The 24361-nt window shown below is 72.2% G+C and carries 20 protein-coding genes; 11 read left to right on the top strand and 9 right to left on the bottom strand.

The genetic code is table 11. The features are described 5' to 3' along the window. Positions 1-48: 48 nt before the first annotated feature. The gene (locus tag EMA17_RS25685; RefSeq protein ID WP_126639485.1) at positions 49-534 is read left to right on the top strand and encodes a nitroreductase/quinone reductase family protein; all 486 of its coding nucleotides are present in this window, start codon (positions 49-51) and stop codon (positions 532-534) included. Between the two features lie 124 nt (positions 535-658). On the opposite strand, the gene EMA17_RS25690 is transcribed toward EMA17_RS25685, so the two are convergent. After that, entirely contained in the window at positions 659-1990 is a 1332-nt protein-coding gene (locus EMA17_RS25690) for an acyl-CoA synthetase (RefSeq protein WP_246126891.1), read from the bottom strand. A gap of 508 nt (positions 1991-2498) precedes the next feature. Here EMA17_RS25690 and EMA17_RS25695 point away from each other — a divergent pair. After that, on the top strand, positions 2499-3341 hold the full coding sequence (locus EMA17_RS25695; protein ID WP_126639487.1) for a hypothetical protein: 843 nt from the start codon (positions 2499-2501) through the stop codon (positions 3339-3341). 197 nt (positions 3342-3538) lie between these two features. Next, the gene (locus EMA17_RS25700; RefSeq protein WP_126639488.1) at positions 3539-4120 is read left to right on the top strand and encodes a TerD family protein; all 582 of its coding nucleotides are present in this window, start codon (positions 3539-3541) and stop codon (positions 4118-4120) included. Positions 4121-4174: 54 nt separating this feature from the next. Here the strand turns inward: EMA17_RS25700 and EMA17_RS25705 are convergent, their stop codons facing one another. Then, on the bottom strand, positions 4175-4759 hold the full coding sequence (locus EMA17_RS25705; protein ID WP_126639489.1) for a sigma-70 family RNA polymerase sigma factor: 585 nt from the start codon (positions 4757-4759) through the stop codon (positions 4175-4177). A gap of 380 nt (positions 4760-5139) precedes the next feature. Then, positions 5140-5694, bottom strand: a complete 555-nt coding sequence (locus EMA17_RS25710) for a DUF3558 family protein (protein ID WP_126639490.1) — start codon at positions 5692-5694, stop codon at positions 5140-5142. Between the two features lie 445 nt (positions 5695-6139). Here EMA17_RS25710 and EMA17_RS25715 point away from each other — a divergent pair, with 445 nt between their 5' ends. Both EMA17_RS25715 and EMA17_RS25720 read left to right on the top strand, forming a co-directional pair. Next, a complete protein-coding gene (locus tag EMA17_RS25715; RefSeq protein ID WP_126639491.1) occupies positions 6140-9514 on the top strand; it encodes a pyruvate carboxylase in 3375 nt (1124 codons plus the stop codon). A gap of 313 nt (positions 9515-9827) precedes the next feature. Continuing rightward, entirely contained in the window at positions 9828-10715 is an 888-nt protein-coding gene (locus tag EMA17_RS25720; protein WP_126639492.1) for an RNA polymerase sigma factor SigF, read from the top strand. Positions 10716-11792: 1077 nt separating this feature from the next. Here EMA17_RS25720 and EMA17_RS55430 read toward each other — a convergent pair. Together EMA17_RS55430 and EMA17_RS25730 are read right to left on the bottom strand one after the other, a co-directional pair. Further along, the gene (locus tag EMA17_RS55430; RefSeq protein WP_126639493.1) at positions 11793-12584 is read right to left on the bottom strand and encodes a PIG-L deacetylase family protein; all 792 of its coding nucleotides are present in this window, start codon (positions 12582-12584) and stop codon (positions 11793-11795) included. Positions 12585-12715: 131 nt separating this feature from the next. Next, a complete protein-coding gene (locus tag EMA17_RS25730; RefSeq protein WP_246126903.1) occupies positions 12716-14095 on the bottom strand; it encodes an MFS transporter in 1380 nt (459 codons plus the stop codon). A gap of 380 nt (positions 14096-14475) precedes the next feature. On the opposite strand from EMA17_RS25730, the gene EMA17_RS25735 reads away from it, so the two are divergent. Next, positions 14476-14937 (top strand): MarR family winged helix-turn-helix transcriptional regulator, encoded by a 462-nt coding sequence (locus EMA17_RS25735; RefSeq protein WP_126639624.1) that lies wholly within the window; start codon positions 14476-14478, stop codon positions 14935-14937. 232 nt (positions 14938-15169) lie between these two features. Here the strand turns inward: EMA17_RS25735 and EMA17_RS25740 are convergent, their stop codons facing one another. After that, positions 15170-15892, bottom strand: a complete 723-nt coding sequence (locus EMA17_RS25740) for a hypothetical protein (RefSeq protein WP_126639494.1) — start codon at positions 15890-15892, stop codon at positions 15170-15172. Positions 15893-16068: 176 nt separating this feature from the next. Here EMA17_RS25740 and EMA17_RS25745 point away from each other — a divergent pair, with 176 nt between their 5' ends. The 5 genes from EMA17_RS25745 (at position 16069) to EMA17_RS25765 (ending at position 20871) form a co-directional block, all read left to right on the top strand. Further along, entirely contained in the window at positions 16069-17088 is a 1020-nt protein-coding gene (locus EMA17_RS25745) for a WD40 repeat domain-containing protein (RefSeq protein WP_126639495.1), read from the top strand. A gap of 81 nt (positions 17089-17169) precedes the next feature. Continuing rightward, entirely contained in the window at positions 17170-17982 is an 813-nt protein-coding gene (locus tag EMA17_RS25750; protein WP_126639496.1) for an ABC transporter ATP-binding protein, read from the top strand. Positions 17983-18626: 644 nt separating this feature from the next. After that, positions 18627-19199, top strand: a complete 573-nt coding sequence (locus EMA17_RS25755) for a DoxX family protein (protein WP_170222242.1) — start codon at positions 18627-18629, stop codon at positions 19197-19199. A 136-nt stretch (positions 19200-19335) separates the two neighbouring features. Beyond that, positions 19336-20013: a uracil-DNA glycosylase gene (locus EMA17_RS25760; RefSeq protein ID WP_126639498.1), complete on the top strand. Its 678-nt coding sequence runs from the start codon at positions 19336-19338 to the stop codon at positions 20011-20013. A gap of 195 nt (positions 20014-20208) precedes the next feature. Next, entirely contained in the window at positions 20209-20871 is a 663-nt protein-coding gene (locus EMA17_RS25765; protein ID WP_160161550.1) for a hemerythrin domain-containing protein, read from the top strand. Between the two features lie 14 nt (positions 20872-20885). Here the strand turns inward: EMA17_RS25765 and EMA17_RS55435 are convergent, their stop codons facing one another. From EMA17_RS55435 to EMA17_RS25780, 3 genes are all read right to left on the bottom strand, one after another. Further along, a complete protein-coding gene (locus EMA17_RS55435; RefSeq protein ID WP_160161551.1) occupies positions 20886-21821 on the bottom strand; it encodes a TIR domain-containing protein in 936 nt (311 codons plus the stop codon). A gap of 70 nt (positions 21822-21891) precedes the next feature. Then, entirely contained in the window at positions 21892-22857 is a 966-nt protein-coding gene (locus tag EMA17_RS25775; protein ID WP_126639501.1) for an effector-associated domain 2-containing protein, read from the bottom strand. 185 nt (positions 22858-23042) lie between these two features. Continuing rightward, complete coding sequence (locus EMA17_RS25780) at positions 23043-24098, bottom strand: toll/interleukin-1 receptor domain-containing protein (RefSeq protein WP_160161552.1); 1056 nt, start codon at positions 24096-24098, stop codon at positions 23043-23045. Between the last annotated feature and the right edge of the window lie 263 nt (positions 24099-24361).

The following is a 24361-nucleotide window of genomic DNA, read 5'->3' on the forward strand; positions in this document are numbered from 1 at the left end:
TCGCGCAACCCAACTGCCGCGCGTGCCCTCCCTGGAGCGAGAACCATCATGGCGGAACAGAAGAACGACGAATTCATCGAGCCCTCGCCCGAGGAGATCGTTCTCTTCACCAAGGAGCACGTCTCGCAGATGGAACAGTCGGACGGTGACGACGTCTGGCTGCTCGCCGGGATGAACCACGTGCTCGTCCACACGGTCGGCCGCAAGAGCGGCCGGATGCACAAGGTCGCCCTCCCGTTCTGGGCGGACGCGGACGGCCACCGCGTCGTGGTCGGCTCCTTCGCGGGCGCCGCCAAGCACCCGTCCTGGTACGTGAACCTGTCCGACCGCACGGCCAACCCGCAGTTGCTGGTCCGCGTCCAACACGCCACGTACTGGAGCGTCCCGGAAATCCTCGACGGCGACGAGTACACGAGGACCTGGGCCGCCCTGACCGCCGACCGCGCCTACTACGCCAACTACCAGACCCGCACCGACCGCCGAATCCCCCTGATCCGCCTCCCGGAAACAAGCCCGATCGCCACCCGCTCCTGACGCGCAGTCAGGCAGGGCCGCCGGCAAGGCCGTTCGGCTTCCGACGGGCGGACCCGGCCGAGTGGCGCGCGCCATTCGTCGCGGCCCGACTCCCCTGCTCCGGGCCGCCCCCGGGAGCCGAGGGTCAATCCGTCAGCAGCTTCTTCTGGACCTTGCCCATCGCGTTGCGCGGGAGGTCGGCGACGAAGAGGACGCGGCGGGGGCGTTTGTGCACGGACAGGCCGGCCGCTACGTGGTCGACGAGTTGGCGTTCGGACACCTCGGCGCCCGGTGCCAGGACCACGAACGCGACGATCTCCTGGCCGAGATCGGTGTGCGGGGCGCCGATCACGGCCGCCTCGTGGACCGCCGGGTGGGCCAGGAGCGCGCCCTCGACCTCGCCCGCGCCGACCCGGTAGCCGCCGGTCTTGATCAGGTCCGTGCTCGCCCGGCCGACGATCCGGTGCCGGCCCTCGGGGTCGATCACCGCCACGTCGCCGGTGCGGAACCAGCCGTCGGTGGTGAGCGTCGCGGCGGTGGCCTCGGGGCGGTTCAGGTAACCCTGGAACAGCGTCGGCGAGTCGACCTGCAACTCGCCCACCGTCTCGCCGTCATGAGCACACGGCGACCCGTCCTCGCCGACCAGCCGGGTGCGCACGCCCGCGATCGGCCACCCGACGGATCCGGGCCGGCGTTCGCCGTCGGCCCGGGTGCTGAGGGTGATCAGCGTCTCGGTCATGCCGTACCGCTCGACCGGCCGGTGTCCGGTGAGTTCGGCGACCCGCTCGAACACCGGCACCGGCAGCGGCGCGCTCCCCGACACCAGCAACCGGGCGCCGGCCAACGCGCGCGCCGAGTCCGGATCCTGCGCGATCCGCGACCACACGGTCGGCACGCCGAAGTACAGGCTGCCCCCGGCCGCCGCGTAGCCCGCCGGGGTGGGCCGCCCCGTATGCACGAGCCGCGACCCGGTCCGCAACGCACCGAGCACGCCCAGCACGAGCCCGTGCACATGGAACAGCGGCAGCCCGTGCACGAGTACGTCGTCCGCCGTCCAGTCCCACGCCTCGATCGCCCCGTCCAGCCCGGCCGCGATCGCCGCGTGCGAGATCGACACGCCCTTCGGCGGGCCGGTGGTGCCGCTGGTGTACAGGATCAGCGCGGTCGCGTCCGGGCCCGGCTCCGGCAGCGTGCCGGCCGAGCGGGCAGCGGGGTCGACCGTCGTCGTGGGCAGCCCGATATCCGTCCACGCGCCCGGCGCCACCAGCAGCGCGGCCCCCGAGTCCGACAGGATGTGCGCCCGCTCCAACGGCCCCGAATCCGGCGGCACCGGCACGACCGGCACCCCGGCCAGCAACCCGCCCAACGTGGCGATCACCGTCCCCAACGACGCATCGGCCCGCACCGCCACGGCCGGCGCCCCGACAATCCGCTCCGCCAACGCCCGAGCCGCCCCGAACAACGCCTCCCGCGACATCGCGTCCCCACCGACGACAACCGCATCCCCACGATCCGTCCCAACCCCGTCGACAGACACGACAAGAGACACGCGGCACCCTCCACGAACGCGGCCCGGACAACCCACCGATGCTATGCGCCCGGACCCCAACAACGAGCGATCACCCACTCTTTCCAGCCGCGTCGCGCAAAGACACGCCCACACCCCCAGGACAAGAACGTGCCGTCGACGGCTGCGGGCCCCGCTCGCCGACGCCGGCGGCCCACCTCACGAGCCGGACCGGCCCCGCACCGGCCACTCGCCGCCGAACCGCAAGTCTCGCCGTGAACACCCGACCCACCCGGGGATGCCCCCGGCGGACCCGGCGGACCGCGAAGAGGCCGCGTTGCGTGAAAGTAAGGGGTTCCCCCAGGACAGGTTCGGGCGAGGTCCTTAGCGTGGCGGTGGGGAACCGGAAGGCCGGGTGGGTCGTCACAGGGGCAAGGTTGTCGGGTGGGGTCCGTGTTCGGTGGAGCAAGGAGTGGGCGTGCGTCGGAGTCGTGTGGGGAGACACAGGGTCGGGGCCGTGGTGGCGGTGTGCGTATCGCTCGCGGCGTTGAGTGCGTGTGGCAGTGAGTCGAGTCCCCTGTCCGCCATCGAGAAGAGCACGCCGACCGCGCCGGTCACCGGCAGCCCCACCTCCGGGCTCGACGAGACCGTGCGCAACGAGGACCTGGACGTCGGCGAACTCGCGCGCCGCGCCAAGCAGTCGGCCGCGAACATCAAGACCGTGCACGTCGTCGCGGACATCGTCTCCGACGGCAAGGGGACCAAGCTGGACCTCAAGGTGGACCGCGGCAGCGAGGACTTCCAGGGCACCATCGAACAGAACGGCGTACGCCTGGAGGTGCGCCGCGTCGGCGACGACATGTACGTCCGGGGCGACGAGCAGGCGTATCGCTCGCTGGTCGGCACGGTGGACGGCGAACTCGCCGCCAAGCTGCTCGCCGGGAAATGGCTCAAGGGCGACGCCAACAGCGAGAAGCTGCGCGGCGTACGCAGCATCACCACCGTCGCCGACCCGGGCGCGGCGCTCAAGGACTTCCCCGAGGACGGCGTCAAGCTGCCCGTCGAGACGATCAACAACCGGCGGATGATCCCGCTCACCGGCCCACCCGGACGCGACGACGGCAAGGTCTACATCGAGGCCCAGGGCGGCAAGCCCTACCCGGTGCTGATCGTGTCCAAGGGCAGCAAGAGCAGCGGCTCGATCAGCTACGGCGACTTCGACGTCCCGGTGAAGGTGACCGTCCCGGCCGCGGCCGACGTGATCGAGATTCCCGACCGGAGCACCACGTCGAGCACCCCGAAGCCGGGCAGTACGGCCTGACCACAGCCCCACCGCCGCCCGACCACGACCCGACCGACCCGCTACCGGAAATCCCTCGACAATCCCTCGACTCGGACCGAACGACACGGCCGCGCCGCCGCGCTGATCCACTCGCCCTAGGATGCTCTCCAGCCAGACGCGGCCCGTTTCGTGACGGGCCGGCGCAATCGGGGAACCACCGTAGAGGGGAGTTTGCGATGACGGTCGTTCTCGCACAGGGGGAGAGCGTCACCATAGGCAGCGGCGAGGCCGGTTCGGCCGCGCGGGTCCGGATGGGGCTGGGCTGGGACGCGGTCAAGCACAAGGGGCTGCGCCCGGGCCTGCAGGCGCTCACCGGCGTCGACCTCGACGCGTCCTGCCTGCTGTTCGACGCCGACCACCACCTCGTCGACACGGTGTGGCCGCGGCAGCTGGTCTCCAAGGACGGCGCCGTCACGCACACCGGCGACAACACCACCGGCGCGGGCGACGGCGACGACGAGTCGATCATCGTCGACCTCGCCGCGCTGTCGCCGCGCGTGACGGCACTGGTCTTCACGGTCAGCGCCGACTCCAGCCACGCCTTCTCGCGCGTCGCCAACGCCTACTGCCGGCTGGTCGACGAGCGGGACGGCAGCGAGATCGTGCGCTACGAACTGTCCGAACACGGCGGCCACGACGCGCAGATCATGGTCAAGCTGGCCCGCGCGGCCGACGGCTGGCAGGCCACCGCGATCGGCCGCGCCACCAAGGGCAACACGTACCACGACCTGCTGCCGGAGATCCTCAAGCACCTGTAGCCACGCCGGCCACCCATGGCCGCATCGGCACGAACCGGGCCCACACGAGGCGGACTACGCCGCGACGACGAACCCACGCTCGCGCGCGTAGTCCGCCAACGCCTCGCGCAACCGCCGCCGCCCCCGGTGCAGGCGCGACATCACCGTGCCCAGCGGCACCTTCGTGAACGCGGCGATCTCCTTGTACGGGTAGCCCTCGACGTCGGCGAGGTACACCGTCACCCGAAACTCCTCGGGCAGCGCCCGCAACGCGGCCACCACGTCCGAATCCGGCAGGCGGTCCAGCGCCTCCAGCTCCGCCGAGCGCAGCCCGGTCGACTCGTGCGAGGCGGCGCGGTACAGCTGCCAGTCCTCGATCTCCTGCGTGGTCGACACCACCGGCTGCCGCTGTTTCCTGCGGTAGGAGGTGATGAAGGTGTTGGTGAGGATCCGATACAGCCAGGCCTTGAGATTGGTGCCGTCGCGGAACTGATGGAACGACGCGTACGCCTTGGTGAACGTCTCCTGGACCAGGTCCTCGGCATCGGAGGCGTTGCGGGTCATCCGCAACGCGGCCGGGTAGAGCGGCTCCAGGAACGGCACGGCGTCGCGCTCGAAGCGGTCGCGCCGCGGGCGGGGGGTGGTCAGCAGATCACTCACGTCGTCGCTCCCGGTTCGAAGGGTGAGAGGGGTGGATGGCACGAGGGGCACGAGGGGTGCGAAGGACACGAGCCCGTCGGCGCCCGGCGTCCCCGTCGCGCCGGGGTCGTACAACTCCCCTGCCCACCATGTGCCCGTCGACGCCGGAATCAGCCGTGACCTTCGTCCCCCGCCGCCGGGTGCGAGGGTCCGGGCGCACCAACCGCGGCGTTCGCCGACGGGAGCCGGCCCACGAGGACGACGGAGGGTCGATATCCGTACACGATATGACGATTCGCCGCGTTCCCCGGGCCGGCCGCAACCCGTATCCTCGAACGATGGGTGACTGTGCGCGCACGATCGTGATCGCAGCGCGATGGCCGGCGGGCCGGCCCCGTCCCTCACATCTTCGCCACCGCGAGCTTCCCCAACGACACCAACTGCTCCTCGCTCGGCGGCGGGTCGCCGCCACCCGCGTTCAGCGAGAACACCGCCGTCTCGTCGCCACGCCTCGCCGCGACCACCAGCACACCGCCGATGGTGTCGGGCTGCACGTAGACCGCCGCGTCGCCCACCCCCGCCACCTTCTCGGTGCGCGCGTCGCCCAGCGTGCCCAGGTACACCTCCAGCGCCTTGTCCACCCCGCCCGCCTTGGAGCGGGTGGCGATCGTGCTGACCACCGGCGTGCCGTCGGCCGCCGCGTAGTCGCAGCCGAGCGGATTCTGCGCGGCCTTCAGACCCGGCAGCGCCAGCGCCTGCGAGACCTGGTCGGCGGTCAGGATCGAGCACGCGTCCACCGCCCGCAGGTCCCCGCTCGCGCCGGTCCCGTCGCTCGCGGTCGGACTCGCGCCGTTGTCCCCGGTCGCCTTCGTACCGCCCCCGTCGCCGTCGTCGCACCCGGCCAGCGGCAGCACGACGACCGCGACCGCGACCGCCACGCCCATCCGAACCCTCACGGCGTTCCCCGTTTCCCGGGTCGTCCCCGGCTCGATTCCCGGGTCGTCTCCCGGACTCCCGCATGATCCGACATTTGATCCGACATGTCCCGGCCGACGGGTGCGATCGAGCCGCGACGAGCCGCGACCGACCTGCGATCGTCCCCGCGTCGACGTGCTTGCGACCGCCGCCGTTCGGGTCGAAATGTCTCGCGATGCGGGCTGCGAGCAAGGTCACACCCGCCCCGATGAACCGGAAATTCCCAGGTGGGACGCGGAATCCCGGTCCGCCCGGTGTGCCCGGCATGTGGACCGGGCCTGCGGGGCACCTGCACACGTGTCCTAAAGTCACGCAGGGTTCGACCCGTTGCCGAGACTCCACCCAGGGCCCGGCACTTCGTCGTCTCGAGGTACCCGTCCGATTTCCCCCGCACCCGGACACCCCGGGCAAGGAGGTACGCAGCTCGTGATCCGTAAGCTGTTGGTGGCCAACCGCGGCGAAATCGCCGTACGCGCCCTGCGCGCCGCCACCGAGCTCGACATCACCACGGTCGCCGTCTACGCGTACGAGGACCGTCACTCCCTGCATCGGCAGAAGGCGGACGAGAGCTACGAGATCGGCGAGCGCGGACACCCGCTGCGCGCCTACCTCGACGTGGACACCATCGTCGGTGCGGCGATCGCGTGCGGTGCCGACGCGATCTACCCCGGCTACGGCTTCCTGTCCGAGAACCCGCTGCTCGCCGAGGCGTGCGAGGCCAACGGCATCACCTTCGTCGGCCCCTCGGCCGCGGTGCTCTCGCTCGCGGGCAACAAGGTGCGCGCGCTGGAGGCGGCCAAGGGCGCCGGGCTGCCCACGCTGCACACCGCGCCGCCGCAGGACGACGTGGACGCGCTGGTGGCCGCGGCCGACGAGATCGGCTTCCCGATCTTCGTCAAGGCCGCCGCCGGCGGCGGTGGGCGCGGGCTGCGCAAGGTGGACCGGCGCGAGGACCTGCGCTCCTCGATCGAGACCGCGATGCGCGAGGCGCAGACCGCGTTCGGCGACCCGACGGTCTTCCTCGAAGAGGCCGTCATCCGCCCGCGCCACATCGAGGTACAGATCCTGGCCGGCGCCGACGGCGGCGTGGTGCACCTGTACGAGCGCGACTGCTCGATGCAGCGACGGCACCAGAAGGTCGTCGAGATCGCCCCCGCGCCCAACCTCGACCCCGAACTGCGCGACCGGATCTGCGCCGACGCGGTGCGCTTCGCCGAGGCGGTGGGCTACCGCAACGCCGGCACCGTCGAGTTCCTGCTCGACGAGCGCGGTCGCTACGTGTTCATCGAGATGAACCCGCGCATCCAGGTCGAGCACACGGTCACCGAGGAGATCACCGGCATCGACCTGGTCCAGGCCCAGTTGCGCGTCGCCGCCGGCGCGAGCCTGACCGACCTCGGCCTGACGCAGAGCGAGATCCGGATCCAGGGCGCCGCGCTGCAGTGCCGGATCACCACCGAGGACCCCTCGGCCGACTTCCGCCCCGACACCGGCACGGTGTCCGCCTACCGCTCGCCGGGCGGCGCGGGCGTGCGGCTCGACGGCGGTACCTACACCGGCGCCGAGGTGCTGCCCTACTTCGACTCGATGCTGGTCAAGCTGACCTGCCGGGGCCGGACCTTCGGCGACGCGGTCAACCGGGCCCGGCGCGCGGTGGCCGAGTTCCGCATCCGCGGCGTGGCCACGAACATCCCGTTCCTGCAGGCCGTGCTGGACGACCCGGCCTTCCGCGACGGACGGATCACCACCTCGTTCATCGACGAGCACCCCGAACTGGTCCGCTCGCGCCCCGGCGCCGACCGCGGCACCCGCCTGCTCGCCTACCTGGCCGACGTCACGGTCAACCGCCCGTACGGTCCGACGCCGAGCATTGCGGTGCCCCGCACCAAGTTCCCCGAACTGCCCGCCGGCGAGCTGCCCTCGGGCAGCCGGGACCGGCTCCTGGAGCTGGGCGCGGCCGGCTTCGCCCGGGCCCTGCGCGAGCAGAGCGCGCTGGCGGTCACCGACACCACCTTCCGCGACGCGCACCAGTCGCTGCTCGCGACCCGGGTACGCACCTACGACCTCGCCGCCGCGGCCCCCTATGTGGCGCGCCTGACGCCGGAGTTGCTGAGCGTCGAGGCGTGGGGCGGGGCGACCTACGACGTCGCCCTGCGCTTCCTCAAGGAGGACCCGTGGCACCGCCTGGCGGCGCTGCGCGAGGGCATGCCCAACCTCAACATCCAGATGTTGCTGCGCGGGCGCAACACGGTCGGCTACACGCCGTACCCGGACAAGGTGTGCGTGAAGTTCGTCGAGGAGGCGGCCCGCACCGGCATCGACATCTTCCGCATCTTCGACGCGCTCAACGACATCGAGGCGATGCGGCCGGCGATCGAGGCCACCCTCGGCACGCACGCGATCGCCGAGGGCACGCTCTGCTACACGAGCGACCTGTCCAACCCGGCCGAGCGGTTGTACACGCTGGACTACTACCTGCGGCTCGCCGAGCAGCTGGTCGAGGCCGGCGTACACGTCCTGTGCGTCAAGGACATGGCCGGCCTGCTCCGCGCGCCCGCCGCCCGGACCCTGATCGGCGCGCTGCGCGAGCGCTTCGACCTGCCGGTGCACCTGCACACGCACGACACCGCCGGCGGCCAGCTCGCCACCTACCTGGCCGCGGTCGAGGCCGGGGTGGACGCGATCGACGGCGCCTCGGCCGCGCTGGCCGGTACCACCAGCCAGCCGCCGCTGTCCGCGATCGTGGCCGCGACCGACTACACCGAGCGGGCCACCGGCCTGTCCCTGGACGCGCTGTGCGCGCTGGAGCCCTACTGGGCCGCGGTGCGCGAGGCGTACGCGCCGTTCGAGTCGGGGCTGCCCGCGCCGACCGGGCGCGTGTACCGGCACGAGATCCCCGGCGGCCAGCTGTCCAACCTGCGCCAGCAGGCGATCGCGCTCGGCCTGGGCCACAAGTTCGAGGACATCGAGGACGCCTACGCGGCCTCGAACCGGATCCTCGGCAACATCGTCAAGGTCACCCCGTCCAGCAAGGTGGTCGGCGACCTGGCCCTGCACCTGAGCGCGGTGGGCGCGGACCCGGCCAAGTTCGAGGCCGACCCGGGCGCGTTCGACGTGCCCGACTCGGTGATCGGCTTCCTCCAGGGCGAGCTGGGCACCCCGCCCGGCGGCTGGCCCGAGCCGTTCCGCACCCGCGCCCTCGCGGGCCGCACCGCGAGCTCGACCCGCACGGTGGAGCTGACCCCGGAGCAGGACGCGGCGCTGGACGGCGACCGGCTGCGCGACACGCTCAACCGGCTGCTGTTCCCCGGCCCGGCCCGGGACTACGACGAGGCCGAGCGGCTGTACGGCGACGTCTCGGCGGTGCCGACCGTGCCGTTCCTGTACGGCCTGGTCCAGGGCGAGGAACTGGCCATCAAGTTGTCCACGGGCGTGTCGCTCTACCTCGCGGTCGAGGCGGTCGGCGACGCGGACGAGCGGGGCTTCCGCACGGTGTACTGCCGGATGAACGGCCAGCCCCGGGTGCTCTCGGTGCGCGACCGCTCGGTCAAGCCGGCCCGGCCGGAGAGCGAGCGGGCCAACCCGGAGAACCCGAAGCACGTGGCCGCGCCGTTCAGCGGCGTGGTCACCCTCCAGGTGGCCGTGGGCGACGAGGTCGAGGCCGGCGGCACGGTGGCGACCATCGAGGCGATGAAGATGGAGGCGTCGATCACGGCGCAGAGCGCGGGCACGGTGGCCCGGCTCGCGATCGGTCAGGTGTCCTCGGTCGAGGCGGGAGACCTGCTGCTCGAACTGGGCTGATCCGGTCCGGATCGGTCCGGAACGAACCACACGAACCACCACCCGAGCATTCGGGTGGTGGTTCGTGGCGTTTTACGGACACGTTTGGCAGACGTTTGATTACCGAATGTCCGCTTTCACTGCGCCGTATGGGCTGCTTTCGTGCGTTTTTTCCGTTTCGCCGGTCCGTCGTTTGCCGAGGTGAGGCCGCATGTCGCGATCCTGACCTCAGGACGTACCCCCGGAGGGCTCTTGATCTTCCTGTGCTTCAGGTCACAGACTCGATGTCGCTCGGGGTTATCGGTGTCCATCCATCCGGATTGGGAGACCCTGCATGGCCGTGCGCCTGAGCACCCTCGACACGACCGCGGAACCCCGCGTCGCGGCACCCCCGCCGCCGCCGACCGTGGATCTCGACGATCTGTTGGCCCACCCGCACCTGGTCACCCGGCTGCCCACGCCGATGGCCCGGGCGGCCGGCGATCTGATGCTCGCCCGGCTCGCCACGCTGGAACCGGGCACCGTGGACCACTCGTACCTGCGCGGACTGCTCGTCGAGCTGAACCTGCCGATGGTGCGGCACGCGGCCGGGCGCTACCGGCGGCGCGGTGAGCCGGTCGAGGACATCGTCCAGGTCGGCACGATCGGGCTGATCAAGGCGATCGACCGCTACGAGGCGGATCGTGGCAGCAGCTTCATGGCCTACGCGATGCCGACCATCATCGGCGAGATCAAGCGCTTCTTCCGGGACACCTCCTGGTCGGTGCGGGTGCCGCGGCGGCTGCGCGAGCTGCGCACCGAGCTGCTGCGGGCCACCGACGAGCTGACCGCGATGCACGGGCGTACGCCCACGCCGCGCGAGCTGGCCGAGCGGTTGTGCATCACCGAGGAGGAGGTGTTGGAGGGCCTGGACGCCTGCACCGTGTACACCGCGACCTCGCTGGACGAGACCGCCTACGGGGACGCGGACGGGCAGGAGACGGTCGGCGACCGGCTCGGCTCCGAGGACCACGCGCTCGACCTGGTGGAGTACCGCGAGGCGCTGCGCCCGCTGCTGGCCGAGTTGCCGCAGCGCGAGCGGGCGATCCTGGTCATGCGGTTCTACGGCAACCTGACCCAGGCGCAGATCGGCGAGCGGATCGGCATCTCGCAGATGCACGTGTCCCGCCTTCTCGCCCGCACGCTGGCTTCGCTGCGCGAACGGCTGATGATCCCGGGCTGAGCCGATGCCTGCCGGCTCCGGAAGGGGACGCGTGCGGGTCGGCGGGGCGGGCGGCTCGCGTCGCACGTGCGGGTGCGCGGTGCGCGGTGCGCCGTGCGGCCACGACCGGCCGCGCCTCCCGCGGCCGGTGCGGGACGCCGAGGCCGCCCGGGCCGGCCGGGATCGTCCGAGAATCGCCGGCGGGCCGACGCCACCGCCCGGCCGACCGCGACCTCCCGGGCCCGCATGGCTGCCGTGAGCACCCGGCCCGCCGCGACCGGCCGGGGCCGCGTGGCCTACGCGACCACCCCGGCCCGCGTGGCTGCCGTGAGCACCCGGATCACGGCGACCTCCCGGCCTCGCGTGGCTGCCGCGACCGCCCCGGCCCGCCGAGACTGCCCGGCCTCGCGTGGCTGCCGCGACCACCCCGGCCCGCCGCGACCGGCCCGGCCCGCGTGGCTGCCGTGAGCACCGATCACGGCGACTGCCCGGCATCACGTGGCTGCTGCGACCGCCCCGGCCCGCCGCGACCGGCCAGGCCCGCGTGGCCTACGTGACCGCCCCGGCCCGCCGTGACCGGCCCGGCCCTCGTGGCTGCCGTGAGCACCCGGGTCACGGCGATCGCCAGGCCTCGCGTGGCTGCCGTGACCGCCCCGGCCCGCCGCGACCGCCCGGCCCGGCGTGGCCTACGCGACCACCCCGGGCCCGCGTGGCTGCCGTGAGCACCCGGATCACGGCGACCGCCCGGCCTCGCGTGGCTGCCGTGAGCACCCTGGCCCGCCGCGACCGGCCCGGCCTGCGTGGCTGCCGTGAGCACCCGGATCACGGCGACCGCCCGGCCTCGCGTGGCTGCTGCGACCGCCCCGGCCCGCCGTGACCGGCCGGGGCCGGTGGCTGCTGCGACCGCCCCGGGGCACGGCGACCGCCCGGCTCTCGTGGCTGCCGTGAGCACCCGGATCGCTGCGACCGGCCATCGTGGCTGCCTCGCCCGCGTGGCCGTCGTGTTGCCCGGGTCCGCGATCGTCCGGGGGCGCTGCCCGTACGGCCGACCGCCTCGGGGGTGCCGCGGGCGGCGTGTGTATGGCGCGCCGTGCCGGGTCAGCGGAACAGGACCTCGAAGGGGCGGCGGAAGTAGGCCAGTTTTTCCGGCGGCAGGGGGATTCGGTCGTCGCGGCCCGGGACCAAGGGGGCTATCTGTGAGGCCAGGCACGACAACGCCCGTTCCTTGCGGGCCTGTTGCACCTCGGTCAGGTCGACCCGCAGTGCCCGGCTCCACGGCACCCGGGCGTCGTCCGGCCTGGCCCACTGCCACATCCGCAGTGGGAACTCGACCAGCCCGACGCCGGTTTCCCGGCAGGCCGCGTCGGCCGCGCGGCCGGTGCTCTCGTGATCCGCGAAGCCGTCCTCGCGCCAGTTCGTGGCGCACAGCGCGAAGCCCGCGACGAGCGGAATCAGCCGCTCCGCCAGGTCGCGTTCGTGGCTGCCGACCGTGCGGTCCGGGATGCGCAGCCGGATCACCTCGACCGGGGCCACGCCGCCGGGATTGCCGACCAGCGTGGCGAACGCCCGGTCGGATTCGCGGACGCGTCGGGCGGCCAGTACCGATCCGGGTAAGCGGCTGCCCGGATGGGAGGCGTCGCCGTCCGTCACGCTGACCACCCGGACCGGCGCGCCGCCCGCCACCGCCCGCGAGATGAATCCGCCCACCCCGAGCACCGCGTCCTCCGGGTGCGCGGCGACCACCACGAGGCCGCCGGCAAGGATCGGCCAATCCTCGGGCAGGGTCACCGGCAGCGGTTGCCGTCGCCATTCGGACGTGGTGGTCCACGTGCCTCCGGAGCCTGGATCGGGCACGGCCGTACGCGATCCGCGGAAGGTGGGAAGGCTCATCTGGACTCCCTGTCGAGTGGCGGAGTAGGGGTGACGATCTCCCGAAGGGGTGGTCGGCGCCTGGGTAAGACTTACGAGCATCCGTCACCCGAGCGGGTTTGACCATGCGCGACACGGGAATTGAGGTGCCGTCAGGTCGCCGTCGGCACGGCCTCGGAGTTCTCCGTGCGCTTGCGCGCCGGGATCTGCGCGGCTTCGACCGGTTTGCGTCCGGGGATGAACAACGCGACGCACAGGCCCACGACCGCCGCCCCGCAGCCCAACCACAGCGAGGTCGTGAACGCGGCGTGGGAGGGGAACTCCCGCCCACCCGAACGCATCGTCAGGTTCGCGACCACGACGCCGATCACCGCGCTGGACGTCGACGTCCCGATCGAGCGCATCAGCGTGTTCAGGCCCGTCGCCGACCCGGTCTCGCCGATCGGCACGGCCTGCATGATCAGCGAGGGCATCGCCGCGTAGGCCAGGGCCACACCGACCGCCGACAACACCGTCATCGCGACGATCTTCCAGATCGCGTCGAGCATGAACACCGAGCACGCGTAGCCGATCGCGATCACCAGGGTGCCCGCCAGGAGCGAGACCTTCGGCCCGTAGGCGGCGGAGAGTCGGGCGGACAGCGGCGAGATCAGCATCATCACGATCCCGGACGGCGCCATGCACAGACCCGCGACCACCATGCTCTTGCCCAGCCCGTAGCCGGTGCTCTCCGGATTCATCAGCACCTGGGGGAACACCAACGACTGGGCGAACATCGCGAAACCGACCACGACCGAGGCGAGGTTGGTGAAGAGCACCTGCGGGCGGGCCGAGACGCGCAGGTCGACGAGCGGCTGCGCGGTGCGCAGTTCGAGCCATCCCCAGCCGAGCAGGACCACGACCGCCAGGCCGAGCAGACCGAGCGTGACGGCGCTGCCCCAGCCCCAGTCGGCGCCCTTGGTGATGGCGAGCAGCAGGGCGACCAGTCCGACGGACAGGCCGCCCGCGCCCGCGAAGTCGAACCGTCCGGGCAGCCGGAGCGGCGACTCGGGCACCAGGAGCAGGACCAGGACGATGTCCAGCGCGCCGATCGCGCCGGCCGCCCAGAACATCATGTGCCAGTCGGCGTTCTGCGCGATCAGCGCGGCCACCGGCAGCCCGATCGCGCCGCCGATGCCGAGCGTCGCGCTCATCAGCGCGATCGAGGAACCCAGCTTCGCGGGCGGGAGTTCGTCGCGCATGATGCTGATGCCGAGCGGGATCACGCCGAACGACGCGCCCTGGAGCAGGCGGCCGCCCACCATCGGGAGCAGCGAGTCGGACAGCGCGCACAACACCGAGCCGGCGACCATCAGACCGAGGCTGACGACCAGGATCCGGCGTTTGCCGAACATGTCGCCGAGGCGCCCCATCACGGGTGTGCAGACCGCCCCCGAGAGCAGTGTGGCGGTGACCACCCAGGAGGCGTCGGCGGGCGAGGTGTCGAGCATCCGGGGCAGGTTCGGCAGCAGCGGGACGACGAGGGTCTGCATCAGCGCGACGACCACGCCGCAGAAGGCGAGTACGGCCACCACGCGACCGGCGCGGTCCACGGTGGCGGGCGGGTGGGGGAGGACGCCCGCACCCGCCGGGTTCGGCTCCGGTATGCCGCTCGAACCGGTCACTGACTGCCTCCTGGGGCTTGTGGCGTGGGGCTTGGGGTTTGAGGTCCGGGCGTGGGGCCCGGGCCCGGGGCTTGTGGCTCCGGTACTCGGATGCCGGCAACGTCGGGATGATTGCTGCGGTCAATGAATGTGCACGATACACATGATGTGTATCGTGCACATTGCCAGGGCCCGGCGCTAGGGTCGTACACGGCGCATCGGGTGTGAAGGCGGGAGTGGATGTGTTGGAAGGCATCGAGCGGGAGCTGATGCTGATCGCTCGGCACCACGTCATGGGCAAGCGGCGGGGCGACGGCATGGAGCGGTCGGCCTACCTGCTGCTGACCCGCCTGGAGGTCGAGGGGCCGATGACGATCGGCGCGCTCGCAGAAGCGTTTCGGCTCGACACCTCGACGGTGAACCGCCAGGTGGCCGCGCTCCTGCGGGCAGGCGACGCGGAGCGCATCGCGGACCCGGACGGCGGCCTGGCCCGCAAACTGCGGATCACCGAGGCGGGCACCGAACACCTGGCGGCGGAGCGTGCCGGCCACTGCCGGGGCCTGGAACGCGTGTTGGCGTCCTGGGACGAGGGCGAACGCCGCGAACTACTCGAGTCCCTGACCCGCTTCAACCGCGCGGTCGAGAGCACGGAGGGCCGGGAGTGGCCCCGCCGCGACACGGGTGACGCGACGGGCGACGTGGCGCGCACGGGCGGCGTCGCGCGCGGGTGAGTCGACGGGGCCGGGGCGTGCGGTGAGCCGAGTCGGGGTGGGCGGCGTGGCGGTGAGCGCGGTGAGCGCGGTGAGGAGGCTGCCGAGCGGGGGCCATGCCTCGGGGTGTCGACGGAGGGCCCGCGTGGAGGGTTGCTGTCGGGGGCGCTGTGGTGGCCGGCGCCGGGAGGGGTCTCCCGCTGCGGAGGTGGCGCGGGAGTTGTGGGGCTTGGTGGGGGATCGAAGGCCCGTTTCAGTGGCTCGGGTCGGGTTCCGTTGTGGGCTTGCCGGTCGCGTCGGGGGTGGAGTCCGGTGCCGGGCCGGGGGGTTCGGGAGTGGGCTTGGTGTTTGTCGCCGGCGCCGGCGCTGGGGGTGGCTTGGGGGCGGCGGCGGAGGCTGTGGGCGTGGTGGTGCCGGGCTCGGGCTTGGGTTCGGGCTTGGGCTTGGGTTCGGCGGCGGGCTTGGGGCTGGGCTCGGGGGTTGAGGGGGCCTTGCCGGTGGGCGCCGATGCCGGTTCGGGCGTGGTGGTTTCGTCGGGCGTCGGCTCGGGCTTCGGGCTCGGTTCCGTGGCGGTGGTGTCGGCCGTTGTGGCCTTGCCTGCCGGCGTGGTTTGGGCCGTCGGTTCCGTGTCTGTCGAACTCGGCGGGCTCGTCGGTGTGGAACTTGCCGCCGGTTCGGGTGAGTTCGGGGCGGCGTCGGGGTCGGCTTCGTCCGAGGCGGGGGAACTGTCCTGTGGGTGGGCCGTGTTCGGCGTCGCTTCGGGGGGTGTGGTTGTCGTGGCTGCCCTGGGCGGTATCGGACGCGTCTTGATCGGCTCCTCGTCGTACTCGTCCTCCGGGTCTTCCGCGTCGTCCGCGAATCGGCGGCGGCCCGCGAGTGCCAACAGGGCGCCGGCCGCGACGAGGACCAGGCCCGCGACGAAGATGGTGGGCTCGTTCCCACTGGCGCCCGCCAGGTCCGTCGCGATCGGCGCCATGTCTGCGAGGGTCCTCAACGGTGTGATCCGATCCATCGGTGAACAGGTCCGGTCGTCTTACTAGCAGACGCGGCGAACCCGGGGAAACCGGCGCCTCGCCGAGAGTTTCCCGGCCGAAAGTTTTCCTGGCCGAAACACGAGCGCGCGAGGATCGGCCCGCGAACAAGGGAGCCGCGATGACCGTCATGGCGACACGTACGGGGCTTGGCTGGGAGCACGGGATCGACGACGTACCGTCCGACGTCGCGATCGCGGGTGGATCGTGTGTGGTCGCGGGGGTCGCCGGCGGGGTTCGTCTCCTCGACGCGGCGACCGGGCGATTCCTGGCCCGGATCGTGGTGCCGGGCGGGGTGTACCGGACCGAATTCTCGCCGGACGGCTCCGTGGTCGCCCTCGCCGGGCCCACCGGCTACGCCCTGTGGCGGGTCACCGACGGTGCCCTGGTGGTGCGGACACCGGGCCTGCCCGCTCGCTGCGCGTGGTCCGCGGACGGCCGTTGCGCGGTGTCCTTCGGCGGCGTCGTGCGGGTGTACGCGCCCGGCACCGGGACCGAGTCGTGGCGCGCCGTGGACGGGCGGGTGCGGGTGGACGACGTGGTCTGGGTCGACGGGGGCGGCCTCGCGGTCGCGCTCGGCGGCGAGGTGCACATGTACGGACCGCGCGGCCGCACGCACGTATGGACCTGGCCGACGCCGGTGCGGCTGTTGGCCGGTACGCCGGGCGGGGCCTGGTTGTGCGCGGCGGGCGACGTGCCGGGTGTGCAGGTGCGCGGGGCCGGCGGGACGCACGAGGACCTGGACTCGGTCGGCGACCTGGCCGCCGTCGGGCTCGCCCTCGACGCGGGCGGCGGCCGGCTCGCGGTCGAGGACCGGGCCGGGCTGACGGTGTGGGATCTCGCCGCCCGAGGCGGCCGGGTACGCCCGCGCCCGCGTCGACTGCCCGCCCAGCCCCGGGCGTGCGCGCCTCGGTGGCGGCCGGCCGGCGGCGGTCTGCTGGCCACCTCGGGGGGTGACGGGATGCTCGTGGTGTGGGACGTACGAGCGGGGTCGGCGCGCAAGGCGGCGACCCCGCTCGTACGTCGGCACGTCTCGGCGCCGGTGGCCGCGCTCGCGTGGCACGGGAGGGACGCGCTGCTGTTCGCGGACCGCGCCGGACGGGTCGGTGCCCGGTGGTTCCCGGAGTTGACCGACCGTTGACCGGGGGCACCGGTGCCGCGACCGGGTTCGATTAGGTTAGCCTCGCCTTACATATGCTGTGTACGGCCGGGAGGTCCGCCCATGGAACTGCTCGTGGAAGATCTGCATGCCGGATACCCGGGCCATCGTGCGGTGTCGGGCGTCGACCTGTCCGTCGCCGCGGGCACGGTGGTCGCGATCGTCGGGCCGAACGGCTGCGGGAAGTCCACGCTGCTGCGCTCGATCGCGCGTCTGCACCGGCCGGAATCGGGTCGGGTCGCGGTCGGCGGCACGGACATTTGGGGGCTGAAGCCGCGTCAGGCCGCGCACCGTGTGGGCCTGTTGCCGCAGAACCCGCAGGCGCCGGAGGCGGTCACGGTGTCCGGCCTGGTGCGGTATGGGCGGCACCCGCACCAGGGTCTGTTCCGCCAGTGGTCGCGCGAGGACGAGCGGGTGTGTCGGGAGGCGTTGACCGCGACCGGCGTGCTCTCGTTGGCCGATCGGCGGCTCGATCGGCTCTCCGGCGGGCAGCGGCAGCGGTGTTGGGTCGCGATGGTGATCGCGCAGGAGGCGCCGGTGATGTTGCTCGACGAGCCGACGTCGGCGCTCGATCTCGGGCACGCGGTCGAGGTGCTGGGGCTGGTTCGGCGGGTGGCCGCGGGTGGGCGCACGGTGGTGATGGTGCTGCACGATCTGGCGTCGGCGGCGCGCTACGCGGACGTGCTGGTCGCGATGCGGGCGGGGCGGGTGATTGCGTCGGGGCCGCCTCGGGAGGTCGTGGACGCGGCGTTGGTGCGGGCGTTGTACGACGTGGACGCGGACATCCTGCGGGCGCCTGGGGACGGCACGCCCGTGGTGGTGCCGAGGTCCACGGCCGGCGAGCCCGCCGCGGCCGAGCCGGTCGCCTCCGGCTGAGCCCGGCTTGCCCGTCCTCAAGCGCCGGACGGGCTGATGCGCTCGGCCCCGTTCGCGGGTGGGCCTGGTGTCCGCTTGCCGTCCTCAAGCGCCGGACGGGCTGCTTGGGTCCGGCCTCGGTCGTGGGCTGACCGGGTGCCCGCTTGCCGTCCTCAAACGCCGGACGGGCTGTTTTTGGTGGCGTTCGGGGATTTGGTTGCGGGGCGGTTGTCGTCCTGAACTCGGCCCATCCACGGATGAGGCCGAGCGCATCAGCCTGTCCGGCGTTTGAGGACGGCGAGTCGAGATCGGCTCACTTGTGGATGTCGCCAAACACATCAGCCCGTCCGGCGTTTGAGGACGGTGGGCCGAGCTTGGCTCGGTTGCGGGTGTGGCCGAGCGCATCAGCCCGTCCGGCGTTTGAGGACGGCGAGTCGAGATCGGCTCACTTGTGGATGTCGCCGAACACATCAGCCCGTCCGGCGTTTGAGGACGGTGGGTCGAGATTGGCTCGGTTGCGGGTGTGGCCGAGCGCTTTAGCCTGTCCGGCGTTTGAGGACGGCACCCGCGATCCAGGCCGGACTCGGACCCGTTTTCGGCTCGCGTTTCGCGACAGGTAGGTTGCCTCGTGAGATGTGACGATGTGTCAGCTGATGAGGTGGGCTATGTTCGGCAGGAAGAAGAAGGCCCCGGTGGCGGCCGAGGGCCGGGATGTGGCGGCGTTGGTGCTTCGGGCGACGCTCGGCCCGATGTTGTTCGCGCACGGCTACAACAAGGTCGCCGGCCCCGGCGGCCTCGCGGGCACCACCGGCTGGTTCGAGTCGCTCGGCCTCCAGCCCGCCGAGGTGCACGCGCGCCTCGCGGCCGGGACCGAGATGGCGGCCGGCGTCGGCATCGTGCTCGGCGTGGCCAACCCGCTGCCGTCGGCGGCCACGGTGGGGCTGATGAGCGTCGCCGCCGCGACCGACCACAAGGGCAAGGGCTTTTTCGTGTTCAAGGGCGGCTGGGAGTACACCGCCGTGGTCGGCGGCGCCGCGGTCGCGCTGGCCGCGCTCGGCAACGGCAAGTACTCGGTCGACGCGCTGGTCGGCCGCCGTCGATCCGGCCTGCGTCCGGCGCTGTTCGCCGCCGGCGTCGGGGTGGCGAACGCCGCTCTGTTGCTGAAGCTCTGCTACAAGCCGGAGCCGAAGGCGACCGAGGCACCGGAGGCGAAGCCGGACGAGACGGTCGACGCGTAACACTTCGGACCGCCTCCGATCACCTCGGCCCGCCCCGAACCCCCGGGGGCGGGCCGAGGTGTCCGCGCGAGCGGCTACGTTGGGGTCCTCGTTGATCCATGGGCGTCTCGAACGCCGTCGTGTGGAGGTTCTTGCTGTGCAGACGTTGCCCGAGTCCTGGCGGCCCGTGCTCGCGGAGGAGTTGGCGAAGCCCTACTACGCCGAGCTGACCGCGTACGTGGACGCGGAACGCAAGGAACACCAGATCTTCCCGCCGGAGGACGAGGTGTTCGCGGCGCTGGAGGCGACGCCGTACCAGGACGTGCGGGTGCTGGTGGTCGGGCAGGACCCGTACCACGACGACAACCAGGCACACGGCATGTCCTTCTCGGTCCGGCCCGAGGTGCGCATCCCGCCGTCGCTGCGCAACATCTACAAGGAGATGAACGCCGACATCGGCCTGCCGATCCCCGACAACGGCTACCTGATGCCGTGGGCGCAGCAGGGCGTGCTCCTGCTCAACACGGTGCTCACCGTGCGGGCGCACGAGGCCGCCTCGCACAAGGGCAAGGGCTGGGAGAAGTTCACCGACGCGGTGATCAAGGCGGTCAACGACCGGGACGAGCCGGTGGTGTTCGTGCTCTGGGGCGGGCACGCGAAGAAGAAGATCTCGCTGATCGACACCGCCAAGCACACGATAGTGCAGGGCGCGCACCCCTCGCCGCTGTCGGCGAAGCTCTTCCACGGCAGCAAGCCGTTCTCGCAGATCGACGCCGCGCTCGCGGCCATGGGGCACAAGGCGATCGACTGGACGATCCCCAACGTGAAGAAGTAGCGGGAGGCGGCGAAACGGGGGGCGCAAGAAAAGCGACATCCGGCGTTCCGGTTCGGTATCGGCTCGACCGCTATCGGACCGGAAGCGGGCGCCATTCGGGAATGGCCGAAAATCTCCTTGCATCCGTGCGGAACACGTGCCGGATGCCCTTACGGTGTGGGGTTCCCCCATCCCGTGCCTCCCGAGGCGGCCCCCGTGTCCACGTCCACAGTTCGGCCCGTCACCCCCACCTCCACTCCCGTCCCCACCCTCGACCTGACTCCCGGCTATGTCGCGCACCGCGGCCTGCGTGAGGAGTTGGCCCGGCTGACCGAGGTGACCCGACACCTCGATCCGGTCGACATCCTGCGCGTCCGCGCGGTCGAGGAACATCTCGCGCTGGTGTTGCGCTTCCTGCGCGCGCACCATCGCGAGGAGCACATCGTCCTGTACCCGTCGGTGCGCGCCGGTTCGCCCCGGGCCGCCCGCACCGTGACCGCCTTCCAGGTCGACCACTCGACCCTGGAGGAGGCGATGCGCCCGGTCGCCGACCGGAGCGTGCCGTTGCGGGATCGTTCGCCCGCGATCGGTCGACTGTGCGAACTGGTCGCCCGGCACAGCCTGGCCGAGGAGCACGAACTGTTCCCGCTGATGCGCCGGCACGTGCGCGGCACGCCCGACGGGCGTATGCCGACCCGGACCGTGCGGGTCTGGGGCCGCGACCTCCCGGCGTTCGTGGCCTTCCACCTGCACCACGCCACCGGCGCCGAGCGGCGGCGGGTGTTGCGCTGGATCCCGCCGGGGACGGCGTTGCTGTGGCGGGCCGGTTGGCGGCGCGCCTACGAGCGGCGTCGGCGCGCCGCGTACGGCGGCTCCTGACGACCCGACGGGCCCTAGCCCCGGTCCGGAGCCGGGTCCACCGTGTCGCTCGGTGCGGTGAGTTCGGCCAGGAGTTCGCGGACCCGCTCGATCTCCGGACCGGTCGGCTGTACGTCGCCGAGCGCACGGACCAACGCGTCCAGCGCGCGGGCCGGTTCGGGCTCGGCGAGCGTGGACAGGTCGTGGATCAGCCGCAGCAGCATGATCCGCGGTGCGGCGATCTGCTCGCGGGGCAACGGGCGTTCGAAGTAGTCCTCGGCCAGATCCAGCCACAGGTTCCACAGGTCGGTCCGGGCGATCCGGGGCACCGCCATGATCGCGTCGGTCAGCGCCCGGGTGTGCCCGGCGGTGACGGTGCGGCGGATCACCGGCTCGGCGGGCAGGCGCGGCGCGGGCACCGGGCGGACGACCGGCGCGGGCGCCGGGCCCGCCGGCGCCGTCCCGTCCGACCCCGATCCACCGGCCCTCGCCCCGTCTCCCCGCGGCCCCGGGAACGGCGGTGGCTCCGTCGGCCGGGTCGGCCCGGTGATCGCCGCCATCAGTTCCGTCTGCGCGTCCGCCTCGGACTTGCCGTACAACGTCCGGCGCAACAACGGCCGCAGCACGGACGGGATCCGCTCGCGCGGGACCTCGTGCACCACCAGCGGGATCAGCCGCCGACCGCTGCCGCGCAGCGCGTCGGACATCGCGGTCCACTCGACCGTGGTCCAGCGCTCCGGTACGAAGTAGGCCGGGGAGAACAGCGCGATCATGTGCCCGGCGTTGTCCAGCGCGCGGCTGACCAGCGTGGTCAGGTTCTCGCCGGTGGCCCAGTCCCAGGCGTCGAGTTCGACGTCCAGACCGGCCCGGACCAGTTGCCCCGCGACCCACTTCGCCCAATCCGTGTCCGAACCGGCGTGACTGATGAAGTAACGCACCGTCTCGCCCCCGTACTCCCCGTCATTCGCCATACGCATCAGCATGGCGCACCCGCCGGCCGGAATCGGCCCCTTCGCCGGAAGTACCCCTCGTGTCGGCCGCTCACCCGGGCAGGTTGTCGATCGCCCGGCAGACCTCCTCCACGCCCTGGGTGTTGGGCAGTACGTCGTGCAGCGCACGGCACAGGCACTGCAGCGAGTGGATCGGCTCCGGACCGTTGACCAGGGTCCGCAACATGTGCAGCAGCATCGAGCGCGCGTCGGTCATGTGCCGGTGCAGCAACTGGTGTTCGAGGTAGTCCTCGGACAGATCCAGCCAGATCGACCAGGTGTCCGGCGCCCGCAGTCCGCGCACCGCGAGGAAGAGGTCGGCGAGGTAGACGACCTGGTTCTGCGGGATGGTCCGGGACAGCTTGGCCATGTTGCCGAAGCGCAGCAGTTCGAGGGTCACCTCCGGGGAGACCAGCCCCGTCGCGAACAGCTCCGCGATCCGGGCGATCGCGGCGGGTCGGTCGCCGACGAACGCGGCGATCGCCTCGGCGGTGACCAGTTCCAGCTCGAAGCCCCGGTGTGCGTCGAGGAGCATCAGTACGGACGACTGCCGGTCCAGCGGCGGCAGATCGACCGTGCTGCCCAGGTGCCGGGCCAGCGGATCGGTGCTGGTGATCAGCACGTGGCCGGGGCCGGTCGGGATCATCTCGCCGATCAGACCGGGCCGGTCCACCTCGTCGAAGATCAGCAACCAGCCCTCGCGCGAGCGCAGTTCGTGCTTCGGGCCGACGGTCTGGTCGACCCGCCCGCCGAGGTCGGCCAGTTGTTCGAGCACGCGGTGCAGGAAGGCGACGCCGCTCTCGGTGGGGCGGGCGGCGCAGTCGAACCACCACACCACGTCGTACAGGTGCCGGTGCCGGTAGGCGTATTCGCGGGCCAGGTGGGTGGTGCCCAGGCCGGGCAGGTCGTCCTGCGGACGCAGCACGACCCGATGTTCGACCTGCATCAGCGCGCGCAGGTCCGCCAGGGTGTTGTCGCGGCCGTAGAACCGCCCCCTGGTGCCCGGGACGCGCCACACCGGCGGGTTGTCGGTGGGCGAGCGCGGCGGAGGCGGAGGCGCGGCCCTGGGCGCCGGCGGGGCCACCGCGGGCGCCGGGGCGCTCGCGGGCGGAGGCGCGTTCGCGGGCACGGGCGCGGGCCCGTTCGTGGGCGGTCGGTCCGGCCTGGGCGGGCGCGGCGACGGGGTTATCGGGTCCGACACGGTCAGGCGAACCCCGTATTCCGCGCGGGCAGCGGTGCGAAGCGATGCACCGCGGCCACGAGCAGATCGCGTTGGCCGACCGCGTCCGCCTCGGTCAGGTCGACCGGTGGCACGCCGCGGAACATCGACGGCACCTGGGTGTGACCGACGACTATGGGCAGCAGTCGACCGCCCGCGTCCCCGTCGCCCAGCGCCTCCTCCCACTCGTCCATCGCCAATCGGCGCGCCTCGAAGTAGTGCTCGGAGAACAGCGCGAGCACGTGTTCGCCCATCCCGCGCGCGCGGGCCATCGCCTTGCCGAAGCTCTCGCCCGCGCTCCAGTCCCAGCGGCTCAGCGAGACCCGGTAGTCCTCGAACGTGAGCACCTCGCTGACCCAGTCGGCCCAGGCCAGGTCGTTGCCGACGTAGCTGATCACCAGGTCGGTGCGGGCCGGGGGGACCGGCTCCAGGATCGGCAACCGGCGCGGCACCTCGGGCATCGTGCGCGAGGCGCCGTCGTGGCTGCCGAACAGCGGCTCCACCTCGTCCGCCTCGGCGGCGTTCAGCGGCGCCAGGCGATGGCGCAGCGCCGCGGCCACCCGATCGGCCACGGCGCGAACCGCGCGGACGTAGCCGAGATCGCGGATGCCGCCGAGCCGCAACATGTCGAACACGCTCGGCCCGCGACCGGGCGCGGGGATCCCGACCGGCCACTGGATCGGGCCGACCGCGGGCGGCACGGGTTGTTCGATCGTGGTCCACTGGACGGCGATCAGGTTCGGCGCCGAGACGCCCACGATCGACTCGTGTCGATGCAACCGGTCGGTGAACACCGCCCAGTCGCGCCCGCAGTCCAGGTCCTCGAAGTAGTCGTCGGAACACAGCGCGACCATCGCGCGCGCCCGGGCGGGCGGATCGCCGTCGGGGATCTGGATCGGCCCGAAGGTCGGCTGCAGCCGGATCGCCGCCCGCACCCGGTCCATCCCGCGCCGCAGTTCCGCCTCGACGTCGTCGTGAAATCGGGCAGCCCACTTGGGATCACGGTCGGCGACGTGACTCGTGAAGAAGTCGTAGTCCACCAAGCGACCCCCGGATCGTGCACCGTACGAAAGGACGGCCCAGCGACACCCGCGACCGCGCCGCGGGTCTGGCAAGTGCCGCCCCCATGCCGGTCGTTCGCGTGTACGACTCTGCCCACAACAGAGCATCGCGCAGATCGACCCGGCCCGGCTAGTATAGGAAGGCTTGTGTAATCGTGGCGATACGTTCCGCACTCGAATGTACGGTTTTCACTCGGACGGCACGCCCGAACGCTACCGGGCCGGACGGGCGAGACGAACCC

The sequence above is a fragment of the Embleya hyalina genome, assembly GCF_003967355.1.
GTDB lineage: Bacteria > Actinomycetota > Actinomycetes > Streptomycetales > Streptomycetaceae > Embleya > Embleya hyalina.